Origin of the sequence: Halococcus salsus, from assembly GCF_009900715.1 — an archaeon.
GTDB classification, from domain to species: Archaea; Halobacteriota; Halobacteria; order Halobacteriales; family Halococcaceae; genus Halococcus; species Halococcus salsus.
On sequence record NZ_JAAAJC010000002.1, the window covers coordinates 269075 to 283076 of the forward strand.

Annotated in this window: 13 protein-coding genes; 4 read left to right on the plus strand and 9 right to left on the minus strand. The window is 69.3% G+C overall.

Features of this window, described 5'->3' with window-relative positions:
* Positions 1 to 29: 29 nt before the first annotated feature.
* Positions 30 to 332 carry a DUF7562 family protein gene (locus GT355_RS08465; protein ID WP_120073124.1) on the minus strand — a complete coding sequence of 101 codons (303 nt, stop codon included), beginning with the start codon at positions 330 to 332 and terminating at the stop codon, positions 30 to 32.
* Positions 333 to 415: 83 nt separating this feature from the next.
* Here GT355_RS08465 and GT355_RS08470 point away from each other — a divergent pair, with 83 nt between their 5' ends.
* On the plus strand, positions 416 to 895 hold the full coding sequence (locus GT355_RS08470) for an RNA-binding protein (protein ID WP_160134246.1): 480 nt from the start codon (positions 416 to 418) through the stop codon (positions 893 to 895).
* Positions 896 to 946: 51 nt separating this feature from the next.
* On the plus strand, positions 947 to 1366 hold the full coding sequence (locus GT355_RS08475) for a DUF7988 family protein (protein WP_160134247.1): 420 nt from the start codon (positions 947 to 949) through the stop codon (positions 1364 to 1366).
* Here the strand turns inward: GT355_RS08475 and GT355_RS08480 are convergent.
* The gene (locus tag GT355_RS08480) at positions 1353 to 2090 is read right to left on the minus strand and encodes an SDR family oxidoreductase (protein WP_160134248.1); all 738 of its coding nucleotides are present in this window, start codon (positions 2088 to 2090) and stop codon (positions 1353 to 1355) included. The genes GT355_RS08475 and GT355_RS08480 overlap by 14 nt on opposite strands.
* Positions 2091 to 2193: 103 nt before the next feature.
* Here GT355_RS08480 and GT355_RS08485 point away from each other — a divergent pair, with 103 nt between their 5' ends.
* Positions 2194 to 2955 (plus strand): SDR family NAD(P)-dependent oxidoreductase, encoded by a 762-nt coding sequence (locus GT355_RS08485; protein ID WP_160134249.1) that lies wholly within the window; start codon positions 2194 to 2196, stop codon positions 2953 to 2955.
* Here GT355_RS08485 and GT355_RS08490 read toward each other — a convergent pair.
* From GT355_RS08490 to mutS, 5 genes are all read right to left on the minus strand, one after another.
* Positions 2940 to 4295, minus strand: a complete 1356-nt coding sequence (locus GT355_RS08490; RefSeq protein WP_160134250.1) for an MFS transporter — start codon at positions 4293 to 4295, stop codon at positions 2940 to 2942. The two genes, GT355_RS08485 and GT355_RS08490, sit on opposite strands and share 16 nt — an antisense overlap.
* Before the next feature lie 96 nt (positions 4296 to 4391).
* On the minus strand, positions 4392 to 5810 hold the full coding sequence (locus GT355_RS08495) for a dihydrolipoyl dehydrogenase family protein (protein WP_160134251.1): 1419 nt from the start codon (positions 5808 to 5810) through the stop codon (positions 4392 to 4394).
* 55 nt (positions 5811 to 5865) lie between these two features.
* Positions 5866 to 6810 carry a sugar kinase gene (locus GT355_RS08500; RefSeq protein WP_160134252.1) on the minus strand — a complete coding sequence of 315 codons (945 nt, stop codon included), beginning with the start codon at positions 6808 to 6810 and terminating at the stop codon, positions 5866 to 5868.
* A gap of 51 nt (positions 6811 to 6861) precedes the next feature.
* Positions 6862 to 8955 (minus strand): DNA mismatch repair endonuclease MutL, encoded by a 2094-nt coding sequence (mutL, locus tag GT355_RS08505; protein ID WP_160134253.1) that lies wholly within the window; start codon positions 8953 to 8955, stop codon positions 6862 to 6864.
* Positions 8948 to 11575: a DNA mismatch repair protein MutS gene (mutS, locus tag GT355_RS08510; protein WP_160134254.1), complete on the minus strand. Its 2628-nt coding sequence runs from the start codon at positions 11573 to 11575 to the stop codon at positions 8948 to 8950. Before mutS ends, mutL begins: the two co-directional genes overlap by 8 nt.
* Before the next feature lie 131 nt (positions 11576 to 11706).
* Between mutS and GT355_RS08515 the strand changes: the two genes are divergently transcribed.
* Positions 11707 to 12369: a DedA family protein gene (locus tag GT355_RS08515; protein WP_160134255.1), complete on the plus strand. Its 663-nt coding sequence runs from the start codon at positions 11707 to 11709 to the stop codon at positions 12367 to 12369.
* A 67-nt stretch (positions 12370 to 12436) separates the two neighbouring features.
* Here the strand turns inward: GT355_RS08515 and thiD are convergent, their stop codons facing one another.
* Entirely contained in the window at positions 12437 to 13813 is a 1377-nt protein-coding gene (gene thiD / locus GT355_RS08520; protein ID WP_160134256.1) for a bifunctional hydroxymethylpyrimidine kinase/phosphomethylpyrimidine kinase, read from the minus strand.
* A complete protein-coding gene (locus tag GT355_RS08525) occupies positions 13810 to 13965 on the minus strand; it encodes an AIR synthase (protein ID WP_160134257.1) in 156 nt (51 codons plus the stop codon). Before GT355_RS08525 ends, thiD begins: the two co-directional genes overlap by 4 nt.
* Between the last annotated feature and the right edge of the window lie 37 nt (positions 13966 to 14002).

A 14002-nucleotide genomic window follows, 5' to 3' on the forward strand; every position in this document is an offset into this window, starting at 1 on the left:
TTCGACGAGGGGGAATCGAGGGCCGAGGTTCAGCGTTCGCGCTCTTCGAGGGTGCCGTAACGCTCCTCGACGAGCCGCCCGTAGCGGTCGACGAACGTCTCCTGGGAGGGGATGCCGGTCTCGTGGAGTTCGGTCACGAGGGCTTCGAGTTCGTCGCGGGGCTGATGGCAGAGGTCGCGATAGCACGCCTTGCAGAGGTGTTCGAACTCCTTGCCGTCCCGGTCCCACCGATCGCCGTGCTTGTCGTACTCGCGCGCCGCCGATCGCTGGACCGACTCGCCACAGGCGATGCAGGTGACGGTCGCTCCCCGTCCTCGCCGAGAACCCCACATAGAGACCTCTTACGCACCATCGCACTTACCTCTTCGCGTCGGTCCAACGCACGATTTATGCCCGCCCGCCGAGACCACCACGCATGGAAGTCAGGTCCCGCCACCACCTCCGGAGCGATGCCGTGGCCACGATCGAGGACGCGCTCGCCGAGGGCTTGGGCGTCGACCTCGATGGCGACACCTACGAACGCGTCGAGTTCGCCGACTCGGACCGCGACCTCGTGCTGGTCGACGGCGACCCGCTGGTCTGTTACTTCGACGACGACCCCTTCGTGACCGTGCGCGGCGCGAACGCCCATCCACCCGAAAAACACGTCGTCACCGTCGATTCGGGGGCGATTTCGTTCGTCTCCAACGGTGCGGACGTGATGCGCCCCGGCATCACCGAGGCCGACCCCGATATCTCGGCCGGTGACCTCGTCGTGATCGCCGAGGAGTCACACGGGAAGGTCCTCGCGGTCGGCCGCGCGACCGCCGCGGGCGACGAGATGGTCGGCGACTCGGGGAAGGTCGTCGACTCGCTCCACCACGTCGGCGACGACCTCTATGGCTTCTCGATCTGAGACACACACGACAACCCCGCCAACCACCTCGTCGACCGGCCGTCACCCGACATGACCCGAACCGCCACCGTGCGTGAGGCCGTGCTCGACCGACACACCGACCTCCTCGAAGCCGTCCTCGCGTGTGCCGACGCTGTCACCGAAACGTGGGACGACGGGGAGACCACCGACCGGGCAGCCCTCGTCGGGCCGTTCGAGCGCGCGCTCGAACAGGCCACCGTCCACCGACGCTTGCCGGCGGTGCTCGTCACGGCGGTCGAAGCCACCGGCGGGAGCCTGTCCGCGGAGCCGGTCGCCGCCCCGCCCTACGTCACCGTGACGAGTCGCGGCCCCGTCCTGCGCGCGACCCTCGAAACGGAACGACTCGTGCTCACCGTCCGCGCCTTCGACGTCGAACGCGACCCCACCCGGTACGTCCGGGGCGCGGCGGCGGTCGAGGACGCGCTCGGGGTCGAGTTCAGAACTCGCTGAGCTTGTCGCGCCGGTAGAGGTCGAGTTCGCTCACCATCGAGCGGTCCTGCCCGGCGGCGAACGCCACCGCCGCCGCGATCTCGTCGGGCTCGGTGACCTCGCCCTCCTCGAACCGTTCCTCGAAGCTCTCCTCGCCGCCGAACTCCGTCCGAACCTCGGAGGGGTTGACCACGGAGACCGCTATCCCATCATCGCCGACCGCCGCCGAGACGCTGAGCGCGAACCCCCGGAGCCACCACTTCGTCGCGGCGTAGACCGGGTTCGACGGGCGGGGGTACTGCCCCGCGAAGCTCCCGATGAAGACCAGGTTTCCCTCGGTCTCCCTGAGGTGTGGCAGGGCGGCCCGCGTCGTGAAGAAACAACCGTCGACGTTCACGTCCATCATCGTCCGGTAGTCCTCGGTCGAGAGCCCCTCGACGCCGGAGCCACGACCGAGCCCCGCGTTGTTGACCACGACGTCGAGCCCGCCGAACGCCTCGACCGCTCCATCCACGAGCGCTTCGACCGCGCTCTCGTCGGTGACGTCGGTCGGGGCCACGAGCGCCTCGGTGCCGTACTCCGCCTCGATGCTCCCGGCGAGCTCCTGGAGGCGCTCCTCCCGGCGGGCGGCGAGCACGACGTTGGCACCCTCGCGGGCGAGCGCGTGGGCGGTCTCGTTCCCGATCCCGGAGCTCGCACCGGTTATCACGGCCGCTTTCCCGTCGAGTCGCTGGTCGTCTGGCATACCCCCACATGACCCCCGGTGCGGTTCGCTCTTTCGGCACCGCGTACACGAAACGTCGTCGTCGTTAGTGATCCTTATCCGGCACGCGCGAGAAGCGAACCGGATGCGATTCGATGAGAAGACGGTGTTCGTCACGGGTGCTGGCGCGGGGATCGGGCGGGCGACCGCCGAGCGGTGTGCCGAGGAGGGCGCGACGGTCGTCGTAACGGACGTCGACCGGGAGGGCGGTGAGGGAACCGTCGAGCGGATCGCCGAATCCGGCGGCGAGGCGACCTTCCACGAACTCGACGTGAGCGACGCCGACGCGTTCGAGGACTGTGTCGACACCGTCGTCGACGAGCACGGCCTCGACGTCGTGGTCAACAACGCCGGCATCGGCCACCCGCCGGCGGTGGTCGAGGAGACCGACGAAGCGGTCTTCGAGCACGTCCTCGACGTCAACCTCCGGGGGGTGTGGAACGGCTGTCACGCCGCGCTACCAGTCCTAAAAGCCCAGGGTTCGGGCGCGATCGTCAACGTGGGTTCGCTCGCGAGCCTGCTCGGCCTCCCGAAGCAGTCGGTCTACTCGCTCACAAAAGGGGCGGTGCTGAACTTCACACGGGCCGTGGCGGCCGAGGCAGGTCCGCACGGCGTGCGCGCGAACGCGGTCTGTCCGGGCTTCACTGACACCCAACTCGGCCAGCAGTACTTCCAGTCACAGGGCGACCCCGAGAAGGCGATCGAGCGGATGACCGCCCAGTACCCGCTCCGACGCCTCGGCGAACCCGAGGAGATAGCGGGCTGCATCGCGTTCCTCGCGAGCGAGGACGCCTCCTACGTCACCGGTCAGGGGCTCGTCGTCGACGGCGGCTACTCGGCGTGGTGAGCAGGGCGAAACTCCTCGCCGAAGACGACGAAGTAGGCCGTCCCCAGGAGACCGACGACCGTCGCCGCGCCGAAGGCGAGCGTCGGTGAGCCCGTGATAGCAGTGCCTGGAACCGCGAGACCGCCGTAGAGCGCGCCGCCGAGCGCGGCGCTCGGGATCACCACGAGGTTGCGCACGAGGTAGTACGCGCCCGTGACCCGGCCGCCAGTTCCGGCCTCGGCGGGCCCCACGATGAGCGCCTTGTGGGCTGGCAACCCCGCGAAGCGCAGCCCCGAGAAGGCGAAGAGTCCCGCGAGCACCAGCGGGTCGGCGGGGGCGGTGATGAGCAGCACGGGGAAGACCGCGTAGACCGCGAACCCGACGGCGACCACCGGCTTGAGACCGACCCGCCGGGCGAGTCGGGCGACGGGAACCATCGTGAGGAGTGCCACGGTCATCTCGATCCCGAGGAGGATTCCGAAGTACGCCTGCGGGGAGAGCGAGACAAGTCCAAAAGCAGGAAGGCGAAGCGAGAGCCCGACTTCGAGGAACCGGGTGACGACGACGACGAAGAAGACGTAGACCATCCCGTTGGCGAACCGGACGAGGGTGTCGGCCACGAGGAGCGGCCGGAGCTCCGAGGGGAGGTCCCTGAGGTCGGCGACGAGCTGGCCGACCCCGCCGAATTCCTTGCCGAAGCTATCACCCGCCGGGTCGTAGAGGACGCGCTGAGCGAGGGTCCCGGCGAGCGCGAAGGCGACCGCGACCGCGAGCACGACGACGAACGCCGAGACCACCTGTGGGTTCGTCATCGAGTCCGTGCTCGTCCCACCGGCGGCGACGAACACCCCGGCGGCGAGCAGCGGCCCCACCAGAAACGCGCTCCGGCGGAAGGTCTCGGTGCTCGCGAAGCCCTCGGCCAGCCGTTCGGGTTCGACGCTCTGTTTCACGATGGCGAAGGTCGCACCGAGCCCGAAGGAACTCCACGCCTGCGCGAAGACGAGGCCGACGAATATCAGGGGAACAGCGAGGCCCCCGAAGGCGGACGCGACGAGCCAGATCGCGAACCCGACCGTCGAGAGGAGTCCGAAGAGCGTGAGCGCCGAGCGCGAGCCGATCCGGTCCGAAATCGCGCCGCCGGGATAGGGATAGACCGCGCTGATGACGTTCGCGAAACTCCCGTAGAGCCCCACGACGACCGCGCTCGCGCCGAGCGCGAACATGTACTCCGAGAGGTAGCGGCTCGTCATCTGGAAGCCGAGGCTGAACGCGAACATCGCGACCGAGAGCACGAGCACGTCGCGTTCGAGCGCGAAGAACTCGCGGAGGGTCGTCCGAACGCCCGCGGGTTCGTTGGCCATGTCCCGCACTCGACTGCTCGGCACAAAAACGATTCCCGGGGAGGGTTCGGATCCCCTCCGGAGGGCTCCGGAGACGACCGAATACGGTCCCGAAACTCAGTCGAGCTGGGCGGCCGTCTCGCGAACGACACCGTCGATGATCTCGGGCGTCGTGGGATGATAGGCCCGGTCCGGAACGTCGCGGACGTCCATCCCGTTCTCGATGATCACCTGCATCGTCTTCGCCATCACGTCGGCGTGGTAGTGGAGGCCCTGATAGCCTAGTACTGTTCCGTCGTTCGCGTCGACCACGAGTCGCGCCAACCCTTCGGGCACGTCTTTGGTCTTGAACACGCCGTCGTCGGAGGCCGCCCTGGTCGCGGTCACGACGTCGAGCCCCGCTTCCTCGGCGGATTCGAGCGAGTGACCGACCCGCACGAACGGGTAGACGCCCGCGCCGGAGAACATCACGTGGTGGTGGACGTTCTCGTACTCGGTGAGCGCCTCGCCCGCGGCGTCGGCGAGGATGTTCTCGGCGGCGACCGCACCCTGTTCCTTCGCGACGTGGAGGATCGGTTCCTTTCGGTTGACGTCGCCGACCGCGAAGAATCGTGAATCCTCCGTGGCCTGCATCGTGTCCGCGACCCAGGCGGGGTCGGGGTCGACGCGGCCCGCCTCGTCGGGTTCGATCCCGAGCGCCGTGTTTTCGAGCCCGAGCCGGTCGAGGGTGGGCCGCCGCCCGGTGAAGAGGTAGAGTTCGTCGGCCTCCACAGTTTTCTCCGCCCCGTCGTGGTCGACGTGGAGGCGAACCCCGTCGTCGGTGGCCTCGATCGACTGCTCGTGGGCCTCGGTGAGGACCTCGATGTCGAACTCCTCGCGGTAGAGGTCGAGGAGTTCGTCGCCGAACTCGGGGTCGGCCTCGTCGAGCGGGCGTTCGTCGTGTTCGATCACAGTCAAATCCATCCCGCAGGCTTCGGAGAGGTAGGGGACCATCTCGATGCCGACGTAGCCAAAGCCCATCACGACGCCCGAGTCGGGAAACTCGGTCCTGTCGAGTACGTCGGAACTTGTGGCGTAGTCGACGTCCTCGATGCCGGGGAGGTCGGGGACGTTGACGCTCGACCCCGTGGCGACCACGACATAGTCGGCCTCGATCTCGCGGTCGCCGACCTCCACAGTGTGGTCGCCGACGAGCCGCGCGGTGTCGTGGACGAACTCGACGTTCTCGCGCTCGGCGAGGTCGTGGACCGCCGCCCGGCGGTGACCCGCGAAGTTCGAGGTGTGCTCGTTCTTGGTCTCCACGACCTCTTCGAGGTCGACCTCGGGCACCCCCGAGAGGCGGTGGTCGTGGCGGACCTGGAAGCGGTGGGCCGCCGCCGAGAGGACCTCCTTCGAGGGCATACACCCGCGAAGAATGCAGAGCCCGCCGCCGGGCTCGCCGTCGTCGATGAGGGTGAGGTCGACGTCCTCCTCGGCGAGGGCGTTCGCGACCGCGACGCCCGCGCTGCCGTAGGCTCCGATGATAACGACGTGCATGACACGACTACGAACTCCGGCGTTTAGCACCTGTCGATGTCCGAAGTTCGGGCGCTCACTCCACGGTGGAGCCACTCATCGAGTCGACGCACCGCTCGACGGTCGCGGGGTCGATGGCCGGTACGGCTCCCTCGATGGTCCGAGCGATCGCTCCGCAGGCCACGCCCGCCGCGAGCGCGCGGTTCGGCGACTCACCCGCGAGCCGGCGTGCCAGAAAGCCGCCACAGAGCGCGTCGAACGCGCCGCGGTCGTCGGTGGCGTCGGTCGCCGGCGCGTCGTGGTCGTCGACCCGGTTGTCGTGCCAGACCACGGCACCGCGGTCCGCCCGAACGAGCACCACGGTCTCGAAGCCGTGGCCGGCGGCGAGCGCGTGGGCGGTCCCCGTCGGCGTCGCGCGGTCGACGAACGCCGCCGCACCCGTCTCGGTGGTGAGGAGGACGTCGGTCGTCGCGAGCAACGGGGAGAGCGCCTCGCGCGCCGACGCCGACTCGACGACCCGGGGTCGCGAGAGCGAACAGACGGTCGTCACCCCGCTCGCACCGCACTCCTCGAAGACCGTGCGGGTGGTCCTGGTCAGCGTCTCCGAGAGGGTGGCGGTCGCGCCACTGGTGAGGACCGTCGAGGCGTCGTCAGTAGTCGATGACGGGACCTCCTCGGGAGTCATCGAGGCCACCGCCGCTTCTCGGTCGTGGCAGGTCATCCCACCGCGCGGCTCGCCCGCCCGCTCCGTGAACGCGAGTCCCTGCCGACCCGAATCCGTCCACCGGACTGCTGTCTCGACACCGTGTCGGCGGAGGTCGCCCGTTACGCGCCGGCCGAGCGGGTTCTCGGGGAGTTTCGAGACCCAGGCGGCGTCGGCACCGAGCCGGCTCGCCGCGATGGTCGCGTTCGACTCGGGACCCGTGACGCCGACCGCGAACCGCTCGGTGGTTTCGAGACGTTCGTGTTTCGGCGGCGCGAGTTCGAGCACGGACGCCCCGAGGGCGAGGAGGTCGGCCATGGGTTCGATTCCGCCCCATCGTATATCAGCCGATGGGAGGTTCGAACGAAGCTACTGCTCCGACTCCCCGATCCGACGGCCGGCGTGACCGGGGTAGTCGCGTTCGAAGCGGTCCGCGAGCGCCGTCTCGCCGATCTCGACCACCACGGGGCGGCCGTGAGGACAGGCGTAGGGGTTCTCGCAGGCGTCGAGGCTGGCGAGGAGCTCCATCACGGAGCCCTCGGTGAGCGAGGTGTTGCCCGTGACGGAGGGGTAGCAGGCGAGGTCCGCGAGCAGCGCGTCGGCCGAGGCCTCGACCGTGTCGTTCGCGTTCCCGTCCCGGACGAGCGCCGAGAGCGCGTCGCGCAGGAGCTCGGGGTCCGCCGCACCCGCGAGCACCGCCGGCACGGCCGTCACGTCGACCCGGCCATCGTCGAGGTCGGCACGGAAGCCGAGGCCCGCGAGCGCGTCCTCGAACTCGGCGAAGAGTTCGGTCTCCGCGGGTGTGAGCTCGATCTCGATGGGTGTCGAGAGCCGCTGGATCCCGGTGTCGCCGGCGAAGCGCTCGCGGAGGCGTTCGTAGTTGACCCGCTCGTCGGCGGCGTGCTGGTCGACCAGCAGGAGGCCGTCGGGCGACTCACAGACCACGTAGGTGTCGTGAAGCTGGCCGAGCACGCGGAGCGGCGGCAGGCTGTCGAAGTCGGCGTCGTCGGCCACGCGGTCGCCATCGAGCGTGGTCTGTGTCTCCCCGCCCGAGAACTTCCGGTCGGCCTCGACCGGCGAGCGCCCTGTCTCTTCGGAACGGTTCGACGGCTCCGGCAGCGTCGACGAACCGTCGTCTCCCTGGTCGCGCTGGCTCGACGGAGCGGCGGGGCCCGCCGAGGACTCCATCGAGGGGTCGGCCGACGCCGTTTCGGCAGGGGTCGCCTCCGACTCCGAGTCGTGTGCGGTGGTCGGGCTCGTCTCGGGTTCGGTGGGTTCGGCCGGCTCCGGGTCCGTGGTCGATGGCCCCGTCCGCGACACCTCGGCGTTCGTATCCCGCGATGTCGACGACGGTTCGGCGCTGTTCGTGGCACCGTCGTCACCGGGTTCGATTTCGGTCTGCTCCGGGGCCGACCGGCCGCGCGGCGCGCCCGACCGGACGAGCCCCGCGTCGAGGAGAGCGGTTCTAACGGCGCTCTTCACCTGCTCCGTCGCGCCGGACTCGTCGGCGAAGCGGACCTCGAGCTTCCGGGGGTGGACGTTGACGTCGACCGATTCGGGCGAGATCGAGAGGAAGACCACCGCGAACGGGTAGCGGTCGGGCGCGAGTTGGTCGCCGTAAGCCTCGACCACGGCATCTCTGACGGCGCGCGCGGTCACGTACCGACCGTTGATGAAGGTCGAGCAGTGTTCGGGGCTCGTGCGGTTCGTCTCCGGATGGCTCACGACGCCCGTGACGCCGTCGAGCGGGCCGTCCGGAAGGTCCGCGCCCTCCACTTCGACCATCGCCTCGGCGACCTCGCGGCCGTAGACCGAGAGGACCGTGGCTTCGAGGCTGCCCTGCCCCGTGGTCGAGAACACCTCGCGGTCGTCGTGTTCGAGCACCAGCGCGAGGTCGGGATTCGAGAGCGCGTAACCCGTCGCCACCCGATTGACGTGCGAAAACTCCGTCGCGTCGCGCTTCAGGTACTTCCGGCGCGCAGGGACGTTGTAGAACAGGTCCGAAACCTCGACGGTGGTGCCCTCCGGACAACCCGCCGGTTCCACAGTTTCGACCTCGCCGCCGGCCAGCCGGAGTTCGATGCCACGGCTCGCACCTCGGGGTTTGGTGCGGATCGTGACCCGCGCGACCGCGCCGATGGCCGCGAGCGCCTCGCCCCGAAAGCCCAAGCTCCGCACCCCGGCTTCGAGGTCCGAGATGTCGCCGATCTTGCTCGTGGTGTGTTTCTCGACGGCGCGCTCGACGTTCTCGCGGGTCATCCCGGTGCCGTCGTCGGTGACGCGGATCCCGTCCTTGCCGCCGCGCTCGACCGTGACCCGGACCCGCGAGGCGTCGGCGTCGAGGCTGTTCTCGACGAGCTCCTTGACCACCGACGCGGGTCGCTCGACCACCTCGCCGGCCGCGATGCGCTCGATCGTGGACTGGTCGAGCCGCCGGATCTCGCTCTCGCCGGACTCACTCATCGTCCAGCTCCCGTTGCCAGCCCTCGACTTTACCCATCAGTTCTACGGGGGATGTCTCGCCGATGTCGGTGTCGCGAAGCGCGTCGAGCACCGATTCCTCGGCCGGGTCGCGTTCGGGGTTGCTCGTCTGGTCGTCCGCGGACGCTTGCCCGCCGTCGGCGCTCGCGGAGCCACGGAACGAGCCCGAGCCGAGGTCGAAGACGGTCTGGACGGGTTCACTGGTCGATCCACGCGCCTCGATCGCCTTCTCCGCCCGGAGTTTCGCGAGCACGTCGCGCGAACGCTCGACCACCGGTCCCGGCACGCCGGCCATGTCGGCGACGTGGACCCCGTAGGAGCGGTCGGTCGGGCCCTCCTCGACGGTCCGCAGGAACGTCACCTCATCGCCATGCTCGTCCGCCGCGACGTGGACGTTCGCGACACGGTCGAGGTGTTCGGCTAGTCCTGTCAGTTCGTGGTAGTGAGTCGCGAACAGCGTCTTCGCCCGGACCTCGTTGTGGAGGTACTCCGTCGCGGCCCAGGCGATCGAGATGCCGTCGTAGGTCGCCGTCCCACGACCAACCTCGTCCAGAATGACGAGCGAGTCCTCGGTGGCGGAGTGGAGGATGTTCGCGAGCTCGCTCATCTCGACCATGAACGTCGAGCGGCCCTGCGCGAGTTCGTCGAGCGCGCCCACGCGGGTGTAGATGCCGTCCACCGGTGAAATCCGGGCGCTTCGAGCGGGCACGAAACTCCCGATCTGGGCGAGCAACGTGATCAGCGCGCTCTGTCGCATGTAGGTCGACTTCCCCGACATGTTCGGGCCCGTCACCACGAGGAACCCGCGGTCGTCAGTAAGTGAAAGATCGTTCGGGACGAACTCGACGTCGTGTTCGACCACCGGATGACGACCCGCCTCGATGTCGATCCCTGAGCCAACCAGCTCGGGTCGCGTCCAGTCGTTCTCGACGGCGTGGACCGCGAGGCTCGCGAGGCAGTCGCACTCGGCGAGCGCCCGACCCACGTCCTGCAGGAGTTCGGCTTGCTCACCGACCCGCTCGCGAAGAGCACAGAACAGTTCGTATTCGAGGTCGCTTCGTTTCTCCTCGAACCTGAGCACCTCGCGTTCGCGCTCCTCCAGTTCGTCGGTCGTGTAGCGCTTCGCGTTCTTCAGCGACTTTATCTCCTGGTACTCGTCGGGTACCGCGTCGGTCTCCGAGTGCCCGACCTGGATGTAGTAGCCGTCCGTCTTGTTCCGGCCGGTCGAGAGGTGGGTGATTCCATACTTCCCCTTCTCACGGTCGGCGAGCCCGTCGATCCAGTCGAGTGCTTCCTCGTGGCCCGTGATCAGTTCGTCCAACTCGTCGTCGTAGCCCCGCTGAAAGAGGCTCCCCTCGCGAACCGTGGCGGGCGGATCGTCGGCGATGGCCTCGTCGAGTTCCTCGCGAAGCGCCGCGCCGGCCTCCCGGTCGAACCGAGTGAGGACGTCCGCGAGGGGGGAGTCGGCGAGCGCCGAGTCCTCGACGACGGCCGCGGCCGCGGCGGCCACCGCGAGCGTCTCGCGCACCCGGACGAGGTCCCGGGCGTCGGCGCTCCCCGAGACCGCCTTGCTCGCCAGCCGTTCGGCATCGTAGCCGTCGGCGAGCGTTTCGCGGAGGCGTTCGCGGGCGAGCGCCTCGCGGGCGAGCGCGTCGACCCCGTCGGCCCGCCGTTCGAGTTCCGCAACGTCCTGCGTCGGTCGGCAGAGCCACTCCCGGAGGAGGCGACCGCCGCCGCTCGTGGTCGTGTGGTCGACGACGTCGAACAGCGCCCGCCCGCCCTCGCCCATCGTCTCGGTGAGTTCGAGGTTGCGCTGGGTGGTGGCGTCGAGCGTCACGCCCTCGGTCGCGTAGGGCTGGAGGCGCGTCATCGAGGCGAGGACCCCGATACCGGTGTCCTCGACGTACGAGAGCACCGCGCCCGCCGCCCGGATCGCGCCCGTCGAATCGGCGAGGCCGACGCTCGAAAGCGCCGCCGCGCCGAACTGGTCGTCGACCACCGTGCGCGCCCGACCCGGCTCGAACGCCTCGGTGGCGTGGAGCGAGAGCGACGCCTCCGTCCCACGGAGCCGTTCGAGAAGCGCGTCATCGCCGCGCACCTCTGGTCCGGGCAGTATCTCGGCGGGCGCGAAGCGGTAGCACTCGGTGAGGACGTCCTCGACGTCGCCGCCGACCTCGGTGGCGTGGAACTTTCCCGTGGTGACGTCCGCGAACGCGAGGCCGTAGCCTTCGCCCTCCCGGACGACCGCCGCGAGGTAGCGCGCCTCGGCGTCGGTGGTTTCGAGCAGGGTGCCCGGGGTCACGACGCGTTCGATCCGGCGGGCGTGGCCGCCGTCGGTCTCGTACTGGTCGGCGACCGCCACGCGAAAGCCACGCTCGACGAGCACCTTGAGATATGGCGTGAGTTCGGTCAGCGGTACGCCCGCCATCGGATACGACGAGCCGTGGGCCCCCTTCTGCGAGACGGTGAGGTCGAGCTCCCGACCGACGAACTCGGCGTCGTCGGCGAAGAACTCGTAGAAATCGCCGCACTGCATCGCCAGTAGATCGGCATCGGTTTCGGCCTTGAGCGAAAGAAACTCCCCGACGATTCCCTCCGGCATATCCCGATCCGAGCGAGCCGCGCGCTAAAACCTGTGGGTTCCGTGGCTCGGCCCCGGCCCGATGCGACTCGGTCGGGTTCGGTTCGCCGGAATGGGAAAACGCCAAATTGGCTACCCTGGTAGGTCGGGTGATGGTCGCCGGCATCGGGGAGGCAGCGGTCGGGCTCGTGACCGATTATGGACTAATAGTGCTGTTCGTGTTCATGTTCTGTGAGACCTCCCTCACCTTCCCGTTCGTCCCGAGCGAGCTCGTCCTCCCGGTGGGGGCCGCGGCGCTGGTCACGGGCCCCGCGAGCTTTCTCGCGTTCGTGCTGGTCGTGACCGCCGGCGCGACCGCCGGGAGCCTGTTCGCCTACTACGTCTTCGATAGGGCCTACCAGCCGGTGATCGACCGCTACGGGGCGTACGTCCACGTCTCGGCCGACGAGGTCGAACGCGCCCGCCGGTGGTTCCGGCGCTGGGGCGAGTCCTCGGTCTGTTGGGGGCGGCTGCTGCCGGTCGTCCGGTCTATCATCTCGGTTCCGGCGGGGATCGCGGGGATGCACCCGGGGAAGTTCGCGGTCTACTCGGCCGCCGGCAGCGGGCTGTTCGCGACGGGCGTCGCGGCGGTCGTCGTCGCCGGGCTCGACGCGATGCCCTCACAGCTGGTGTTCGGCTGGCTCGGGAGCGCGTTCGGTCGGGGGCTGGCGTACGGCCTCACGAACCCGGTTCCCGGCGTGGCGGCGGCCGGGATCGCACTGTTCGCCGTGCTGGCGACCAGAAACGCCTACAGCCGGTGGCTCTCGACCCGGTAACGACGACCCCCTCTGGCGAGATTCGACACGAAATGGTGCCCTACCGAACACGGAAATAGCACACCGGTTACTCGGCCGATTCGAGCGCGTCGCACAGCGCGGTCAGCCGCTCGGCCAGCGTCTCGCCGTCCTCGGCGAGGAGTTTCGTCATCGCCTCCTTGCCGACCTCGCCGCGGTCGACGATAGCTATCGGAACCCCCTCGCTCGTCTCGAACGCTCGGCGCGTCCCCCAGCCCATCGTGTTCCCCTCGCGCGTCTTCACGGTCTCGGGCTCCTCGCTTCGGTCGTACTCACCGACCGCCCAGTCGAGGTCGGCGAGCGCGGCCTCGATCCGGTCGTCGAACCGGCAGTTCGCGGCGAACCGGTACTCACTACTGAACTCGCGGGCGGCGAGCAGGAACCGGGCGACGTGGCTCGACGCGCCGAAGCGGACCCCACGATTCGGCCGTATGCCCGACAGGGTCCGGGTGATCCGCCCCTCGACCGCGGCGGTCTCGGTGGGGGCCTCGGCGTACGGCGTCGCGCCGACGACGTTCATCCCGACCTCCGGTACGATGGGCGAGACGTCACGCTCGACGAGGTGCTCGACGCAGTTCGCGACGGCCTCGGCGGTCGGCTCCCGCGCCGCACGCTCCCGGAGGTCGACGAGGTGGTGGACCGCGCCGGGCCCCTCGCCGACGTCGAGCGGGTAACGGATGGCGCGCGCCATCAGCGAGAGCCCGGCCTCGACGGCCCCGTCGAGCGAGTCGCCGCGGGCGAGGTGGGCCGTGACCGCACTGGAGAGGGTACAGCCCGAGCCGTGGGTCGCCTCGCTCTCGACCCGCGGCTGCTCGAACGTCTCGTGTCCGTCGGCGGTGACGAGGATGTCACGCACCATTTCGTCGTCCGTCGGGACGTGCCCGCCCTTGACGAGTGCCGCGTCGGCACCCAACTCGACCAGTTCCTCGCCGACCTCGCGCGCGCTCGCCTCGTCGGTCGGCTCGGTCCCGGTGAGGACCGCGCACTCGTCGGCGTTCGGCGTGACGAGGGTAGCCTCGGCGATCAGGGCCTCGTAGGCCGCCTCGGCATCGGATTCGAGCAGGCGGTCGCCCGAGGCCGCGACCATCACCGGGTCCACGACGAGCGGCGCGTCGAGGTCGCGGGCGTACTCGGTGACCCGCTCGACGACCTCGCCGGTCGCCAGCATCCCGGTCTTGACCCCTCCGAGGTCGAAGTCGGTGGCGATAGCCTCGTACTGGGCGTCGATCTCCTCGGTCGGGAGGACGTGGATCGAGTTCACACCGCGGGTGTTCTGGGCGGTGGTCGCACAGACCACGCTGGTTCCGAACGCGCCGCAGGCCTCCATCGTCTTGAGGTCGGCCTGGATCCCCGCGCCGCCACCGGAGTCGCTGGTCGCGATCGTGAGACAGACCGGCGGCGAGACCGGTGCCGGTCGGCGGGTCATTCGCCCCTCGTCACACGTTCCGCGAGCGCGTCGACGGTGGCCCGGAACGGGTCGTGCTCGGGGTGAACCTCGCCAGCCTGCGTGGTGGCCCCGCGGTTCGGATGGACGTGGCCGTCAAGGAGCCGTCGGTCGACCGTCCCGAGAGTGCTCATACCGAGTGATATCATCGAGTGTTACTTAGCGGTGGCG

What these genes read in the sequence shown, in the direction of transcription:
- GT355_RS08485 (WP_160134249.1), top strand. Translation starts at nt 2,194, where the DNA reads ATGCGATTCGATGAGAAGACGGTGTTCGTCACGGGTGCTGGCGCGGGG.
- GT355_RS08475 (WP_160134247.1), top strand. Translation starts at nt 947, where the DNA reads ATGACCCGAACCGCCACCGTGCGTGAGGCCGTGCTCGACCGACACACC.
- GT355_RS08525 (WP_160134257.1), bottom strand. Translation starts at nt 13,965, where the DNA reads ATGAGCACTCTCGGGACGGTCGACCGACGGCTCCTTGACGGCCACGTC.
- GT355_RS08480 (WP_160134248.1), bottom strand. Translation starts at nt 2,090, where the DNA reads ATGCCAGACGACCAGCGACTCGACGGGAAAGCGGCCGTGATAACCGGT.
- GT355_RS08465 (WP_120073124.1), bottom strand. Translation starts at nt 332, where the DNA reads ATGTGGGGTTCTCGGCGAGGACGGGGAGCGACCGTCACCTGCATCGCC.
- GT355_RS08515 (WP_160134255.1), top strand. Translation starts at nt 11,707, where the DNA reads ATGGTCGCCGGCATCGGGGAGGCAGCGGTCGGGCTCGTGACCGATTAT.
- GT355_RS08495 (WP_160134251.1), bottom strand. Translation starts at nt 5,810, where the DNA reads ATGCACGTCGTTATCATCGGAGCCTACGGCAGCGCGGGCGTCGCGGTC.
- GT355_RS08500 (WP_160134252.1), bottom strand. Translation starts at nt 6,810, where the DNA reads ATGGCCGACCTCCTCGCCCTCGGGGCGTCCGTGCTCGAACTCGCGCCG.
- GT355_RS08490 (WP_160134250.1), bottom strand. Translation starts at nt 4,295, where the DNA reads ATGGCCAACGAACCCGCGGGCGTTCGGACGACCCTCCGCGAGTTCTTC.
- mutL (WP_160134253.1), bottom strand. Translation starts at nt 8,955, where the DNA reads ATGAGTGAGTCCGGCGAGAGCGAGATCCGGCGGCTCGACCAGTCCACG.
- GT355_RS08470 (WP_160134246.1), top strand. Translation starts at nt 416, where the DNA reads ATGGAAGTCAGGTCCCGCCACCACCTCCGGAGCGATGCCGTGGCCACG.
- thiD (WP_160134256.1), bottom strand. Translation starts at nt 13,813, where the DNA reads ATGACCCGCCGACCGGCACCGGTCTCGCCGCCGGTCTGTCTCACGATC.
- mutS (WP_160134254.1), bottom strand. Translation starts at nt 11,575, where the DNA reads ATGCCGGAGGGAATCGTCGGGGAGTTTCTTTCGCTCAAGGCCGAAACC.